Genomic DNA, 15,324 nt, shown 5'->3' with positions numbered 1-15,324 from the left:
ATTTATCGTTGATATAAGCATGATGTCAGCTACTTATTATCAGTCTTAAAACGTACGAACGTCTACAAAATGACCTGCCAACGCTGCTGCAGCTGCCATTGCTGGACTGACCAAATGCGTACGACCACCATTACCCTGACGACCTTCGAAATTACGATTAGACGTCGATGCACAATGCTCTTGCGGCTCAAGTTTGTCTGCATTCATGGCAAGACACATTGAACAACCCGGCTCGCGCCATTCAAAACCAGCTTCGGTAAACAAAGCATCTAAACCTTCAGCCTCTGCTTGTAGTTTTACTTGTCCAGAACCTGCAACAACGATGGCTTCTTTGATATTATCAGCCACTTTGCGTCCTTTGATCACTGCTGCAGCGTCCCGCAAATCTTCGATACGCGAATTGGTACATGAGCCAATAAATATACGATCAAGCTGAATGTCCGTGATTTTCTGACCAGCTTCTAGACCCATATAGGTATATGCGCGTAACCAACCCTCTTTTTGGGCTTCATCAATGGCTTGGTCAGGTGTTGGTACCGATTGGGTGATATCAACGACCATCTCAGGCGAGGTACCCCAAGATACTTGCGGTGCTATTTGGCTACCATCGATCTCAACCACGGTATCAAATACTGCGTCATCATCTGAATATAATGTACGCCAGTAGGCTTCAGCTTGTGGCCACTGTGACTCGTTTGGCGCGTACGGGCGACCTTTAACATAGTCTATCGTCGTATCATCAACGGCAACCATACCCACGCGAGCACCAGCCTCAATTGCCATGTTACAGACAGTCATACGACCTTCCATACTCATGTCTTCAAACACTTGACCTGCAAATTCAATCGCATGTCCAGTTCCGCCTGCCGTACCGATCTTCGCAATAATGGCGAGCACGACGTCTTTTGAGGTCACGCCCGCACCAAGTTGACCAGTGACGCGGATTTGCATATTTTTTGATTTCTTTTGGATCAAGCACTGCGTTGCCAATACGTGCTCAACTTCAGAGGTGCCGATACCATGTGCTAAGCAACCAAGTGCGCCATGTGTCGCTGTGTGCGAATCACCACAAACAACGGTCATACCTGGCAACACAAGACCTTGCTCAGGACCAACGACATGCAAAATTCCTTGACGCGCATCGTTGATTGTAAATTCTGCGATATCAAATTTGGTGCAGTTCTCATCCAATGTGACAACCTGCAGACGTGATACCTTGTCTTTAATACCAGTGACACCTGCTGAGCGCTCTTTGGTGACTGTTGGCACATTGTGATCAGGACTGGCGATATTGGCAGACAAACGCCATGGTGCTCTATTGGCAAGCTCCAATCCTTCAAACGCTTGTGGACTCGTCACTTCATGCAACAGATGGCGATCGATATAAATTAAGCTCGAACCGTCGTCACGCTTGGTGACTTCATGAGCATTCCAAAGTTTGTCATATAAAGTTTGACCGGCCATGATGCTATCCTTTATTAATTACTACTGACTTGATTTTCGCTTGCTCACCTGTTGGCAAGCTAAGGTTCTGTTTGTTCAATTAACGATTAGATTTATCTATAATGTCGTATTTAACTGCATGATAGCTCTTTATGATTTGTGTGAGAGCATCATTTTGCAATAACTTCTACCTAATCAATGATATTGAAATATATATTCTAGAATTGCTATATTTTGTGTAGTATAAATATTATTCATTAATAATTTTAGATTTGTGGCTATAAGCAGCGCCTAAACACGCTTGAGACTGCAAATAATCAACTTAAAAGAATAAATATGTGACAATACGCCTTGATATCTTGTGATTATAGCAGGCAAATCCTATAATAATAATTGATGATTTTTAACCAGATGCAAACTTTTATTTTTAATACGTTATCATTGGCTCAGCCCACTTTTATTTATAGCTCATAAAGTAGCTAAGGAAATCCGTTTGAACACCACAAACTTGACGACATTCGTTACCGTTATGCACACTGGCAGTATTTCAGGTGCCGCAGAAAAGCTGTTCATTACTCAGCCTGCCGTCAGTAAGCGCATCAAAAACTTAGAAGATGAGTTTAACATTACTTTATTTGATACTGTAGGCCGCGGGATTGTACCCACGCAGGCTGCTATTGAGATGCTGCCACACGCCAAACGCTGGTTGGAAGATTATGAGAACTTCAAGATTAACTTGCAGCACTCTCAGCATATCGTCTCTGGCAAGCTTGTAATTGGCACAAGCCATCATATTGGTTTACATCATCTAGCACCCGTGCTTAAGCATTTTATTCAGACTTATCCTGCTGTTCAGTTAGAAGTTCATTTTGTTGACTCAGAAAAGGCCCACAAAGCAGTACTGGACGGCGATCTGTCATTAGCGTTTGTCACGCTACCGCCTGTATACGATAAACGCTTGACCTATCACACGCTTTGGTCAGATCCCCTGTATTTTATGACGGGTACTTTGTCACCTCTAGCGACCAAATCTAATGTCACTTTAGAGCAGTTAGCACGCTATCCTGCTATTCTACCGTCTGCCAATACCTTTACCAGTCAGATTACTTTGGCTGAGTTTGCTAAGCATAACCTAAAACCTTATGCCACGATGAGTACCAATCCGCTTGAATCTATTCGGATGCTGGTTTCTGTTGGACTGGGTTGGTCAGTCCTTCCGCAAACTATGGTCAGTCAAGATTTGGAACGTATCGATATGGCAGACAACATTGAGTTACAACGCTATTTAGGTGTGGTTATCAATCCGAAGCTAACACAATCTAGTAGCGTAACCGCACTACTAGATTTGCTGGCGCCAATTGAGTAAAAACATCCCAATACAACAATTTAGGTATTTAAGCTATTCGCATTCGTGACTCTCATACGTTATAATATGCTTGACGTTGTTTTAATAACAAAAATTTACCACAAGGACACTGATAGTCATATATTGAATACTTCTAGTAAGATATGATGGTTAACAGTAGGTTTAATGGTTTCGCTGATTGGTTATGTAGGTTGCTAATACTCATATATAAATAGCAGATGCGAGCAATAACAGCAGATAAGTGGAATGCGAGGTTCCCATTGTTCTCTATCTCTATATGAGTGCTAGCCATATAACGACATCAATCATATAAAACTACAAAAGATACTGAAAAAAGCCATTATGTCTTAATTAATGGCTTTTTTTGTCTTTATACATTGTTTGAGATATTTTGTTTGAGGCATCGTCTTTTAAGACAGAACTTTTATAGTTAAAAAATAATTAAAGCCAACGATGTTGGTTAAGGATAACTTATATGAACGGAGTTTCTAGTGGCGTGCTTATATCACTTGGCGCCTATTTTTTAGTGATGATTGGAATTGGTGTTTATGCTTATTTTAAGCAAGCCAATGATACCGAGGGTTATCTTTTAGGAGGACGTAATCTAGGTCCAGCAGTTACTGCACTTTCAGCAGGCGCATCGGACATGTCAGGTTGGTTGCTACTCGGACTACCAGGCTATATGTATGCAGATGGTGTGGTGAGTATTTGGATCGCACTTGGTTTGACCCTTGGTGCCTTCTTAAACTATATCATCGTAGCACCGCGTCTTCGTGTTTATACCGAAGTCGCTGATAACGCTATTACTTTGCCTGACTATTTTGCCAACCGCTTCGAAGATAAATCGCATATGCTGCGTGTAATCTCCGCTTTGGTTATCATTTTATTCTTTACTGTCTACACAGCGGCAAGTCTCGTAGGCGGTGGTAAGCTTTTTGAAAGCTCACTTAACCTATCTTACACCACAGGACTTTGGGTGACTGCTGGCGTCGTTGTCGGTTACACGCTATTCGGTGGTTTCTTAGCAGTATCGATGACTGACTTTGTTCAGGGTATCATCATGCTGTTTGCGATGGTCATTGTACCTCTCGTTGCCTTTACAGATCTTGGCGGTGTTTCAGCCACGACTGAAGCCGTTAGAAACATTGATCCAAGCCTACTAAATATTACTAGCGGTATGAGTATCATCGGTATCATTTCACTTATGGCATGGGGTTTAGGATATTTTGGTCAGCCGCATATTATTGTGCGTTTTATGGCAATCCGCTCAGTACGAGATGTGCCTACTGCACGTAATATCGGTATGAGCTGGATGATTGTCAGTCTTATCGGCGCATTGATGACTGGTTTTGCTGGTCGTGCTTATGTACAAAAGACAGCTATGACGTTAGATGATCCTGAGACTATCTTTTTAGTATTCACTCAGTTCCTATTCCACCCGTTGGTTTCAGGTTTCCTATTAGCAGCGATTTTAGCGGCCATCATGAGTACCATCTCATCGCAGTTATTGGTAGTATCAAGCTCATTAACCAAAGACGTTTATAAACTATTCTTTGACAGAGATGCACCAGAAGCTCGTCAAGTATTGGTTGGACGTATCTCAGTTGTCGTGGTCGCTATTGTTGCTATCTTGTTAGCTTCTGATCCAGACAGCTCAGTATTGAACCTAGTATCAAACGCATGGGCAGGATTTGGTGCAGCGTTTGGGCCGTTGGTTATTTTCAGTCTCACATGGCGCCGCATGAACCGTAATGGTGCTGTAGCTGGTATGGTTGTGGGTGCATTGACGGTTATTTTATGGATCTATGGTCCTTTCCAAATAGATGGTATGGCACTAAATAGCTGGTTATATGCTATTGTTCCAGGCTTTATCTTAAGTACCATCGCTATTTTTGTAGTCAGTATCATGACGGGCGGTCCAAGAGAATCAGTCGCCGCTAAATACAAAGAGATGGAATTAAATCTAAACAAATAAGTTTATACAGTAACTTTACCTTATCACTATAAAAAAACCTCGCCACTAATGGCGAGGTTTTTTATTGGTAGCTATTAATTATGATGTAAGTAGCTACTATTATAAGTAGGAAGGCTGCTCTAACCTTCTATTATGAGTATCTACTCTTAATAGAATAGCTATGTACTATTGCCAAATGAATCTGTCTAAACATGCCCCTACCTATATGGATAGCTAACTATCATATAGGTAGCGACAATGGATACATTGCTTACCATTCAATCAACTGGAAGGCAGATATCACACGTATAACAACATATGAGTAGTAAGTAGGTTGTAGCTATCAGTTATTAATTTACTTTCTGTAAAACACTCTAAATATCTTTCCATATCTAAGAGTTTTTATTCACTTCAAAATATTGGAATCAATAAAAAAGCGACCTATGATAGGCCGCTTTTTATTATCTAACAGTTATATAAGGAAGCTACTTTCCTTGATAAGAAATCTTTAAACCAGCAATATAACCATCATTATCTTGGAAATCACCAACGATTTTTCCACTAGGTAGACGACCTTTTGCATCACCGAACCATAAGTATTTACCACCAGCCGACACGGCCCAGTTTTCCGTCACGTTGTATTTGGCACCAAGACCGACGCTGTAATAGCCATCGACAGGACCTAACGACGTTGTTGGATCACCAGCACCACTATCCCAACCCACAGTACCACTGATAGCAAGTGCTGGTGCAACACGCTTGGCAAGACCAAGCTCCACTTGCCATTGGTCATCTTCGTATTCAACCAAGTCCAAACCATCAGGGCCGTAATTACGTTTACTAACGTCATTATATAATGGTGGTGTGATGACAAAATCGCTCCAAGGTACCCAGCGTACTTTTGCCGTTGCTAGAGTTGTAGGATTAATACCAGTCTGGAAATCAAAGTTGACTGATTTAGGGGTTGTAATCTCATAATTACTGTTCCGGTTAGCAGCCGCAGCCCCTATAGCCGCTGCCTGTGCTGGAGTCGCTCCTTGCTGCAAAGCAGCTCCTTGAGCCAAAATACCTGCTATAGGATAATTCTCAGAGATATCTATATCATGGTCAATCTCAGAACGATAAGTCAACGCTGCTTTTAGAGCAATTTCAGGCTTGCTATAGGCAATACCTGCGATATAACCATAATCCATATCAGGATTGCTGTTTGAGGTATAACCACTAGCAGGCCCATAAGCTAAGCCACGCAATTTGGTTTCAGATTGGATACGCTGAGCAACTGGACCACCATAAATTTGGAAGTTTTTATTGGCACCGAATTTCATTCCCAAAATACCAGTCAAACTTTGGCTACGAACTTCAACGTTAGTATTCTCGCCTGCAGTGGCTGACTCAGCTAATGCTATAGCACCTGCAGTCTGTGGGTCTACACCATCACCTACCAATTCGCCTCCTGAAGCTTGAGGATTATTGCTTGCCACAAAATTACTTTGCGTGTATTCAGCAGCAGCACCAAAAGGCTCATCATATAGTACACCCACACTGAACGTGTCGTTGATATCAGTTTTTACGCCATAGCGGAAGAAGTCATAAGATTCAGCAATGTCGCCCGTTTTATTGCCGCGCTCATAGTCATTTTGACCAGGGTTGACATTCGCACTATCGTAGCCGCTTACATCAGCATCAATATAAGTATAGACCGCTTCAGCGTAAGTGCCATCTTGAAAAAAAGCAGTGACATCTTGACCTGAACGATCAAGACCAGCAGCGTTGGTTACGCTAGCGAAAGAAAGAGTAGCAATAGCTACTGCAAGGGTTTTCAAATGAAAGGTAGTGCGCATTGTGTATCTCCAACGATCCTTGTTGTATTAATACTTTAATAACCATTATGTAGCATTGCTATGCTCGATATTGATATTACTAAAGTTTTGTCCTAAGTTGAATACTAATGTCTTTTTGACACTAAAACAACATTAAAAGTGCTTTATTTCTCAATTATGACTGAACAGTACATATAAGATATAAATAAAATACTGTGGTTTACTTTTTGTCTTTAATGTGATTTTTACGGTAAGGTCTATAGCCAGAAAATAAATATTTTTACCTATAGTCTGTTAAATGTGATTTTTAAAAACACATAATAAAAAAGCGACCCTTAAAGGATCGCTTTTTTATATTAGTAGCAAACAGTATCACATAATTTATTTGTGATTTACTGAGCTTGGTAAGATACCTTTACACCCAATACAAAACCATCGTTACTTTCGAAATCACTAACGATCGTCTTAGTTGGGATTTGACCTTTGGCATCACCGAACCATAAGTATTTACCGCCAGCAGATATCGCCCAGTTTTCGGTCACATTATATTTCGCGCCAAGACCAGCACTATAATAGCCTTCGATAGGACCTAATGAGGTGACTGGGTCACCTGCACCACTATCCCAACCAACAGTACCACTGATAGCAAGTGCTGGCGCGACACGCTTAGCCAATCCTAGCTCTACTTGCCATTGGTCGTCATCATAGCTAACTAACGCTAACCCCTTATCATCCTGAGTCGAAATCTTGCTAACATCGTTATATAGTGATGGTACGATAGCAAAATCACTCCATGGTACCCAACGTACTTTGGCAGTCGCTAGGGTTGTAGGGTTGATGCCAGTTTGAAAATCAAAGTTCACTGATTCAGGCGTAGTTATTTCAATACTATCAACTCTGTTTGTTGACAGACCAAGTGCAGAAACCACAGGAGCTGGTATAAGACCAGAACCTACAACAGGATAAATTTCAGATGCTTGAGCGTTATGTTCGATTTCCGATCGGTATGTTAATGATGCTTTTAACGCAATTTCAGGCTTGCTATAAGCTACGCCTGCGATATAACCGTAATCTTGATCAGCATTAATATTCGTAGTGTAACCGTTCGCAGCTTCATAAGCAGGACCGCGTAGCTTTACATCTGCCTTTACGCGCTGAGCAACTGGGCCACCGTATACTTGGAAGTTTTTATTTTGACCAAACTTCGCACCAAGGATACCAGTAATACTCTCTGTACGTACTTCTACGTTAGTACCCTCACCGTTTGCATTTACAAAGTTATTATCACCAGTATAGTCAGCGGCTGCGCCAAAAGGCTCATCATATAAGACGCCAACACTAAACGTGTCGTTGATGTCTGCTTTTACGCCATAACGGAAAAAGTCATAAGACTCTGCGATATCATCAATCTTATTACCTGAAGTATCTTTACCCGTCACGTCCGCATCGATATAGGTATAGACAGCTTCAGCATAAGTACCATCTTGTAGGAATGCGGTGACATCTTGGCCTGAACGGTCAAGACCAGCAGCACTAGCAGCGCTAGCGACAGATAGAGCAGCAACAGCTACTGCAAGAGTTTTTAAGTGAAAGGTGGCGCGCATTTTACATCTCCAAACATCCGCATTGTTTTACTGCTTTACTTAATTCTCTTAAGTAAGCAGCATCCGAGGTGGAAGATAGTAAAGATTTTTTAACACTAAAACAACTGCCAAAATACATTATTTCCATATTATGACTATTAAGTCACCAAAGGGTACCTTTATCTAAAAATATACATATTGCGACTATTTACTATTGGTTATCTTACTTGCTATTATTTTTCAGTAATGTGGTGGTCTATCCGCCATCACATCAAATGGGGCAATACCACTCTCTGGGTCTTGATTTTCTATTTGCTTATAAATCAGTTGTAGCTGACGCTGTAATGTCTGAATATCTTTATCTTGACGTGCGATCACCTCATCAAGCCTTTCTACTGTAATCTCAAGGTGCGCTACATTCATTTGCAGATCAATTACTTGGGTTTGCAAGTCGTCTTGTATGCTCGCAGCAGCATCTTTGTTATTAGATTGATTCATATTTTTCTCTAAAGTATCGTAAATATAAGGCTGAAAGGTTTATCAAGTAAAATAGGTGACAAAACCTAAGTGGCATCATTAAATCCATCATGCTAAACAAAAAATAGCCGCTATGAATAAAAGCTATAAATAGTACTGATAAAACGATTTACTCGCACTACAGTTGCGCGGTGGCATGTTATACTGCTGGCAATTTTGCAACAACCCCTACCTCACTATTATATAAGCTTAAGATACTCTATGGCACTGATTCATTTAAAAGACATTCACTTAGCGTTTGGCGTCGCGCCTGTTCTTGATGGTATTGATTTTTCTATCAATTCAGGCGAGCGTGTGTGTTTGATTGGCCGCAATGGCGAAGGTAAATCCACCTTATTCAAACTGATTAATGGCTCATTGCAGCCAGATAGTGGTGAGATCATCACCAACAGCAGTATGCGTGTTGCGATGCTTGAGCAAGACGTCCCCGAGTCGAGCGGACGCATACTCGATATCGTCATGGGCGGTAGCCGCCGCACAGCTGAGCTGCTGATCAATTATAATAAGCAAGTGGAGATGTGCGCCAATGGCGACATGGACGCTTGCGAGCACATGGCGACCTTGCAGCATGATATCGACGCCGTCCATGGCTGGGACTTAGAACGTGATGCCATGCGTCTGATCACAACAATGGGACTTGATCCGGAAGATGATTTGTCATCACTCTCTGGTGGTCGTAAGCGCCGCGTATTACTTGCTCGTGCGCTGGTCACCAAACCTGATGTACTCCTACTTGATGAGCCAACCAACCATCTAGACGTTGATAGTATTGAGTGGTTAGAGCGCTTCTTGCTCGATTGGCAAGGTCTAACTCTACTGTTTGTCACCCACGATAGAGCATTCGTTGATAAGCTTGCGACTCGTATTGTAGAGCTTGACCGTGGTCAATTGACCAGCTATGACGTCACTCAAGGCGCCAAAGGCTACGCTCGTTATCAAGAGCTAAAAGAGCTACAATTACAGGCTGAAGAAAAGAACAACGCCAATTTTGATAAAAAACTGGCGCAAGAAGAAGTCTGGATTCGTCAAGGCATCAAAGCTCGCCGTACCCGCAATGAGGGCCGCGTCCGTGAACTAAAAGCATTGCGTGAAGAGCGCCGCGAACGCCGTGAGCAAGTGGGTAATGTAAACATCACGATGGGTCAAGGCGAAAAAAGCGGCAAGCTCGTTTGTAAAGTCAAAAACCTGCACCTTGAATATGAGGGTAATGTACTGGTTGACAACTTTACGACCACTATTATGCGCGGCGACAAAATCGGTATTGTCGGCCCTAACGGTGCTGGTAAAACCACCCTTATCAAAGCCCTACTCGATATGTCGGATGACGAGGTCACCAAGACCGGCAGCGTCACGCTTGGCACCAATTTGCAAATTGCCTTTTTTGATCAGCTGCGTGATCAGCTAGATCTTGAAGCCAGCGTCGCGCAAAACGTCTCAGAAGGTTCTGACTTTGTCGAAGTTGGCGGTCGCAAGACACATATCATGAGCTATTTACAAGACTTCTTATTTGCACCAGAGCGTGCACGTACCCCTGTCAAAGCCTTGTCAGGTGGTGAGCGCAACCGTGTATTGCTGGCCAAGCAGTTATTAAAACCTGCCAACATATTAGTACTTGATGAGCCAACCAACGATTTGGATATGGCCACCCTTGAGCTATTAGAAGAGTCGGTCAGCAGCTTTAACGGTACCATCTTGCTGATCAGTCATGACCGCTCATTTATGGACAATGTGGTCACCTCCACCTGGGTATTTGACACGGATGAAAATGGCAATGGCATCGTCAAAGAGTATGTCGGCGGTTATCAAGAGTACTTGATACAAAAAAACCGCGAGGAAGCCGCGCGCGCCGCAAAAGCACCCGTTAGCAATACTAAAGCGTCAAAATCAGCCAATAAAGCTGACGCTGGGAAGCCAAATAAAGCCGCCAAAAAGCTCAACTTCAATGAGCAGCGCGAGCTAGATAGCTTACCCAAAGAAATCGCCGCACTCGAAGCCGAACAAACTCAACTACAAGAAAAATTGGCTGATGGCTCTTGGTTTAATACCGACTTTGATGCCGCGACAGCCGCAAGTGAGCGCTTGTTGGCCATCGAAGATGAAATGATGAGTAAGCTTGAGCGTTGGAGCGAGCTTGAAGACTAATAATGGCACTTCTCTAGCCACATTTATTAGAATATCGCATATGTACTTTGCATTGCGTATTTCGATAAACAAGTTTCTGATAGTCTGATAAAGCATTATTAATTATTCTGAAAGCATCACCACTTTATTATATATAGAGTGGTGATATTCGTTTTATCCAGTAGTGAGATGGTGAAAGTTAGTGAACATTTTCGTAATTTCAAGTATCATTCGCTATTGCTGAAAAATCCTTATTAATTATAAGGTCATGACATTTACAATCCCTATAAAAGCAAAGTTGGCGTTAAACATTGATAATCCGACTGTTTTAATATGGTTATCATATTCAACCCCCTAATATGCCCTATTAAGGTTGCTTTATTTTTAACGCAATAATTTATTTTATCACCGAAATAGCTTAGAATAGTAACAATTAGCAAAATTAGGCACAGCTAAAGTGGCTTGATATTGTATATTTTCTAAGCCACAAACCCAGTGTGGGATAATCCCATTTCATTCACCTGGAGGAAGTATTAATGAGCCAAGCCGAAGGCGTTAATGTACAACGCCGTAGAGTTCTTATTGCCTCAACTGCCGCGATTGGTGCAGCTGGGGTAGCTGCCGTGGCGACACCTTTTGTCCGTTCTTGGTACCCAAGCGCTAAAGCTGAGGCTGCAGGGGCTGCAGTAACCCAAGATATTGGTGCTATCGAAGATGGACAAATGATTGTTGTCAAATACCGTGGCAAACCTATTTATGTCGTTAAACGCACAGAAGACATGGTCGCAGGACTAGAATCAGTTACGCCTTTATTATCTGATCCTGAGTCTGATGCGTCTCTACAGCCAGAATATTGCAAAAACCCTACTCGCTCGATAGAACCAACCGTATTGGTTGTGGAAGGCGTTTGTACTCATTTAGGCTGTGCACCAAATTACCGTCCTGATGTGGGCGCGGTGGATTTAGGTGGCAATGATTGGTACGGCGGGTTTTTCTGTCCGTGCCACGGGTCAAAATATGACTTAGCAGGCCGCGTATATAGTGGCGTTCCTGCACCGCTTAATTTACCCGTTCCAGAATATGGTATGGATGGTACCATTTTGACGGTTGGGGAGGCTTAACATGAGTATGGGTAAAAAGTTAATGCATTGGGTGGACGCGCGTTTTCCAGCGACTGAAACCTACGAATACCACATGTCAAAGTACTACGCACCAAAGAACTTTAACTTTTGGTACTTCTTTGGCGTATTGTCAATGGTCGTATTGGTCAACCAGTTGGTGACTGGTATTTGGCTGACGATGATGTACAATCCTAGTGCCGAGGGCGCATTTGCGTCTGTAGAATACATCATGCGTGATGTCAAAGGCGGTTGGCTCATCCGTTATATGCACTCGACTGGCGCCTCAGCGTTCTTTGTCGTGGTGTATTTGCATATGTTTAGAGCACTGCTCTACGGCTCATATCAAAAACCTCGTGAGCTTATTTGGCTCATCGGTATGGGCATCTATTTGGCTCTTATGGCCGAAGGTTTCTTTGGATACCTACTCCCTTGGGGCAACATGTCATTTTGGGGTGCTCAGGTTATCTTAAACCTTCCTGCGGCGCTGCCGGTAATCGGTGACGGTCTTGCTGAGTGGGTACGTGGTGACTATATCATCTCAGGTATCACCCTAAACCGCTTCTTTGCGCTACACGTTGTCGCTATTCCATTGGTCCTTGTGGGCTTGGTCTTCATGCACATTGTCGCATTGCACCATGTAGGTTCTAACAACCCTGATGGTATCGATATTAAGAAGCTAAAAGACAAAAATGGCGTACCATTAGACGGTATCGAATTCCATCCATACTACACTGTGCATGATATGGTAGGTATTGTAGTATTCTTTATCTGTTTCTTTGCGGTGGTGTTCTTCTTCCCTGAAGGCGGCGGTTTCTTCCTTGAGCCACCAAACTTTGAGACAGCGAACTCACTGAAAACACCAGCGCATATTGCACCAGTATGGTACTACACGCCTTTCTACGCTATCTTGCGTGCGGTTCCAAGTAAGCTGGGCGGTGTCATCGCCATGGGTGCGGCCATCGCTGTACTATTCTTGATACCGTGGCTCGACAGATCACCTGTACGCTCAATACGCTACAAAGGTATCTTGTCTAAGATTGCACTAACTGTCTTTGCTATTAGCTTTATCGTACTTGGCTATTTAGGTGCGACACCTGCAACGCCAACTGCGACTATTATGGCTCGTGTATTCACGATTCTATATTTCTTATTCTTCTTACTGATGCCGTTTTACACTGCCATCGAGAAGTGTAAACAGCCACCAGAACGCGTTACCGGAGGTCACTAATGAGCACGCTAATCAAATCCCTAGCGGGTCTAGGCTTAGGCGCGGCATTGACCTTGACTGCTGGTACAGCAATGGCTGAAGGCAGTGGTTGTGGTACGTTTACTAATGCTGAAGGTGTTGATGAGCATTTGGCCTGTAGTACAGCCCCAATTGATTTTACCAATAAAGGCTCACTACAGAACGGCGCGAAAATCTTTATGAACTACTGTGCTGGGTGCCACTCAGCCAAGTATGTTCGTCACTCGCGTATTGCACAAGATTTAGAGATACCGCCTGAGTTGGTTGAAAAGTATTTGATGGTTACCACCGATCAAATCGGTGACCACATTACTGCTGAGATAGACCCTGAGGTTCAAGCGTCTTGGTTTGGTGCTGCACCTCCTGATCTGTCACTTGAGACGAGACTGCGCGGTGATGACTGGGTATACACATACCTATTATCATTCTATGAAGATCCAAGTCGTCCTTGGGGCGCTAACAACTTAGTACTGGCCAATGCTGCTATGCCCCACGTATTGCATAATATGCAAGAAGAGCTAAGCCAAGAAGAATTTGAATCTGAAGTTGGTGACTTAGTCAACTTTATGGCTTGGATGGGTGAGCCTGCTCGTCACGACCGTCAAGTCATTGGTTTCTTTGTTATTTTATTCTTGTTAGTACTACTCATCCCAGTTTACTTGTTGAACAAAGAATTCTGGAAAGACGTCAAATAAGTAATAATTAGCAGACAGTTCTGATAATTAAAAAAGGCACTACTTCGGTAGTGCCTTTTTTTGTGCTTTGACATTAAGCTGAAATACCAGATAAGCCGGAAAATAAGCCACTCAGCGCTAATGTTTACGTACACTACCTTGATAAACGTTGCGAGTTTGTTTACGATGACAACCTTCACTCTTAACATTAGGCTTTCATGATTGATGCGAATGACATTCCAAGTAGTCAGCTAATTTTATATGCTGATGACGGCTACGACAGTCATGTGGTACGCCTATTACTTGAAGAAAAAAAGCTTGCTTACTATTTGTCTCGTCTGCATTCCGAGCGCCCTGAAGATTTGACTGAGCTTAATCCCTATCATACCTTACCTGTATTGCAGCAGCGTGAGATTGCGCTTTATGAGATTAATGTTATTTTTGAATATCTTGAAGAGCGTTATCACACAAACAAACTGCTCCCTGAGACACCGCAGGAACGTGCACAGTTTCGCCAATTGGCTTGGCGCATTCAGCGTGATTGGCTCGTACTTGGCAAGCGCCTCCTCACGCATCCAGATAGTTTTAATAAAGCACAGGCTGCCGTTGCTAAAAAACAACTCAGTGATTCATTGATTACTCTGTCGCCGCTGTTCGCTCATAAGCCTTATTTTATGGCTGATAAGTTTGGTTGGTGTGACGTGTTATTAGCACCCCTATTATGGCGATTGGATGAAATGGGGATTGAGCTGCCACGTGCTATCAGCCGTCCATTGTTTGAATATCAAACGAGAGTGTTTGAGCGTAGTAGCTTCCAAAAAAGCGTACGTTAATTAGACAAGTATAAGAAGCTGCCTTAGAATAAGTATCAATATAACAGAAATTGACTTGCACTTATTGTGCGATAATTTGCTAAATAAAATATCTTTTCATTATTGAACATCATTAGTATAGGAAATCATTAGATGAGCGAAACCACCTCTATTACACCTACCCGTCCTTATATGGTACGTGCACTATATCAATGGATAGAAGACAACGCCTTGACGCCTTATCTGATGGTCGATGCTACTGCTGATAACGTACAGATACCAACCGAGCATGTGCAAGATGGTCGTATCGTATTAAACATCGCCAGCCGTGCTACAGGCAATATGAGTATGAAAAATGATTATATTCATTTTAGTGCGCGTTTTGGCGGTGTCTCGCAAGAAATTTGGGTACCCTTGCAAGCGGTACTTGGCATCTATGCTAAAGAAAACTCGCAAGGGATGTTTTTTGATCCTAACGAGTACGATAACTATGAGCCTGAAGAAGAGGCTAGCGCGGTAGCGAATAAACCAAAAGCTGCGACTAAACCTAAACGCGATAACAAAGCAGGGTTGAAAGTGCTGAAATAATCAGCCATTCAAACTGATTATTTTTCACATAATAAAAAGCCAGTCATATTTGATATAAC

12 protein-coding genes are annotated in these 15,324 nt (G+C 42.7%); 8 read left to right on the top strand and 4 right to left on the bottom strand.

Going from position 1 to position 15,324, the window contains the following annotated elements; all coding sequences use genetic code 11:
• Positions 1-45: 45 nt before the first annotated feature.
• On the bottom strand, positions 46-1,464 hold the full coding sequence (gene leuC, locus HL061_RS13500; RefSeq protein ID WP_071001287.1) for a 3-isopropylmalate dehydratase large subunit: 1,419 nt from the start codon (positions 1,462-1,464) through the stop codon (positions 46-48).
• 472 nt (positions 1,465-1,936) lie between these two features.
• On the opposite strand from leuC, the gene HL061_RS13495 reads away from it, so the two are divergent.
• Together HL061_RS13495 and putP are read left to right on the top strand one after the other, a co-directional pair.
• A complete protein-coding gene (locus HL061_RS13495; RefSeq protein WP_071001286.1) occupies positions 1,937-2,809 on the top strand; it encodes a LysR family transcriptional regulator in 873 nt (290 codons plus the stop codon).
• 475 nt (positions 2,810-3,284) lie between these two features.
• Complete coding sequence (gene putP, locus HL061_RS13490; protein WP_071001285.1) at positions 3,285-4,784, top strand: sodium/proline symporter PutP; 1,500 nt, start codon at positions 3,285-3,287, stop codon at positions 4,782-4,784.
• 464 nt (positions 4,785-5,248) lie between these two features.
• Here putP and HL061_RS13485 read toward each other — a convergent pair whose 3' ends face one another.
• From HL061_RS13485 to HL061_RS13475, 3 genes are all read right to left on the bottom strand, one after another.
• A complete protein-coding gene (locus tag HL061_RS13485; protein ID WP_093070982.1) occupies positions 5,249-6,604 on the bottom strand; it encodes an outer membrane protein transport protein in 1,356 nt (451 codons plus the stop codon).
• A 371-nt stretch (positions 6,605-6,975) separates the two neighbouring features.
• The gene (locus HL061_RS13480) at positions 6,976-8,187 is read right to left on the bottom strand and encodes an outer membrane protein transport protein (protein ID WP_071001280.1); all 1,212 of its coding nucleotides are present in this window, start codon (positions 8,185-8,187) and stop codon (positions 6,976-6,978) included.
• Positions 8,188-8,406: 219 nt separating this feature from the next.
• On the bottom strand, positions 8,407-8,664 hold the full coding sequence (locus HL061_RS13475) for a SlyX family protein (protein WP_058024131.1): 258 nt from the start codon (positions 8,662-8,664) through the stop codon (positions 8,407-8,409).
• A 240-nt stretch (positions 8,665-8,904) separates the two neighbouring features.
• Between HL061_RS13475 and HL061_RS13470 the strand changes: the two genes are divergently transcribed.
• From HL061_RS13470 to HL061_RS13445, 6 genes are all read left to right on the top strand, one after another.
• On the top strand, positions 8,905-10,845 hold the full coding sequence (locus HL061_RS13470) for an ATP-binding cassette domain-containing protein (protein WP_071001279.1): 1,941 nt from the start codon (positions 8,905-8,907) through the stop codon (positions 10,843-10,845).
• Positions 10,846-11,360: 515 nt separating this feature from the next.
• Positions 11,361-11,945 (top strand): ubiquinol-cytochrome c reductase iron-sulfur subunit, encoded by a 585-nt coding sequence (gene petA / locus HL061_RS13465; RefSeq protein ID WP_071001278.1) that lies wholly within the window; start codon positions 11,361-11,363, stop codon positions 11,943-11,945.
• Between the two features lie 22 nt (positions 11,946-11,967).
• The gene (locus HL061_RS13460; protein ID WP_197496753.1) at positions 11,968-13,173 is read left to right on the top strand and encodes a cytochrome bc complex cytochrome b subunit; all 1,206 of its coding nucleotides are present in this window, start codon (positions 11,968-11,970) and stop codon (positions 13,171-13,173) included.
• Positions 13,173-13,886, top strand: coding sequence for a cytochrome c1 (locus HL061_RS13455; RefSeq protein WP_071001276.1), 714 nt, complete (start codon positions 13,173-13,175; stop codon positions 13,884-13,886). Before HL061_RS13460 ends, HL061_RS13455 begins: the two co-directional genes overlap by 1 nt.
• Positions 13,887-14,083: 197 nt before the next feature.
• Complete coding sequence (locus tag HL061_RS13450) at positions 14,084-14,698, top strand: glutathione S-transferase N-terminal domain-containing protein (protein WP_071001275.1); 615 nt, start codon at positions 14,084-14,086, stop codon at positions 14,696-14,698.
• Positions 14,699-14,830: 132 nt separating this feature from the next.
• Entirely contained in the window at positions 14,831-15,265 is a 435-nt protein-coding gene (locus HL061_RS13445; protein WP_071001274.1) for a ClpXP protease specificity-enhancing factor, read from the top strand.
• The last annotated feature ends 59 nt before the right edge of the window (positions 15,266-15,324 follow it).

Origin of the sequence: Psychrobacter sp. PSP (genome assembly GCF_024085615.1) — a bacterium.
In the GTDB taxonomy this organism is placed as follows: domain Bacteria; phylum Pseudomonadota; class Gammaproteobacteria; order Pseudomonadales; family Moraxellaceae; genus Psychrobacter; species Psychrobacter pacificensis.
The sequence above is the reverse complement of the archived record's forward strand: the minus strand, read 5'-3'. Positions and strand labels throughout refer to the sequence as shown.

Bases quoted from the DNA above. Each gene is read 5' to 3' on its own strand.
- HL061_RS13480 (WP_071001280.1), bottom strand. From the start codon at position 8,187: ATGCGCGCCACCTTTCACTTAAAAACTCTTGCAGTAGCTGTTGCTGCT.
- HL061_RS13475 (WP_058024131.1), bottom strand. From the start codon at position 8,664: ATGAATCAATCTAATAACAAAGATGCTGCTGCGAGCATACAAGACGAC.
- HL061_RS13455 (WP_071001276.1), top strand. From the start codon at position 13,173: ATGAGCACGCTAATCAAATCCCTAGCGGGTCTAGGCTTAGGCGCGGCA.
- putP (WP_071001285.1), top strand. From the start codon at position 3,285: ATGAACGGAGTTTCTAGTGGCGTGCTTATATCACTTGGCGCCTATTTT.
- HL061_RS13460 (WP_197496753.1), top strand. From the start codon at position 11,968: ATGCATTGGGTGGACGCGCGTTTTCCAGCGACTGAAACCTACGAATAC.
- HL061_RS13470 (WP_071001279.1), top strand. From the start codon at position 8,905: ATGGCACTGATTCATTTAAAAGACATTCACTTAGCGTTTGGCGTCGCG.
- petA (WP_071001278.1), top strand. From the start codon at position 11,361: ATGAGCCAAGCCGAAGGCGTTAATGTACAACGCCGTAGAGTTCTTATT.
- leuC (WP_071001287.1), bottom strand. From the start codon at position 1,464: ATGGCCGGTCAAACTTTATATGACAAACTTTGGAATGCTCATGAAGTC.
- HL061_RS13445 (WP_071001274.1), top strand. From the start codon at position 14,831: ATGAGCGAAACCACCTCTATTACACCTACCCGTCCTTATATGGTACGT.
- HL061_RS13485 (WP_093070982.1), bottom strand. From the start codon at position 6,604: ATGCGCACTACCTTTCATTTGAAAACCCTTGCAGTAGCTATTGCTACT.
- HL061_RS13450 (WP_071001275.1), top strand. From the start codon at position 14,084: ATGATTGATGCGAATGACATTCCAAGTAGTCAGCTAATTTTATATGCT.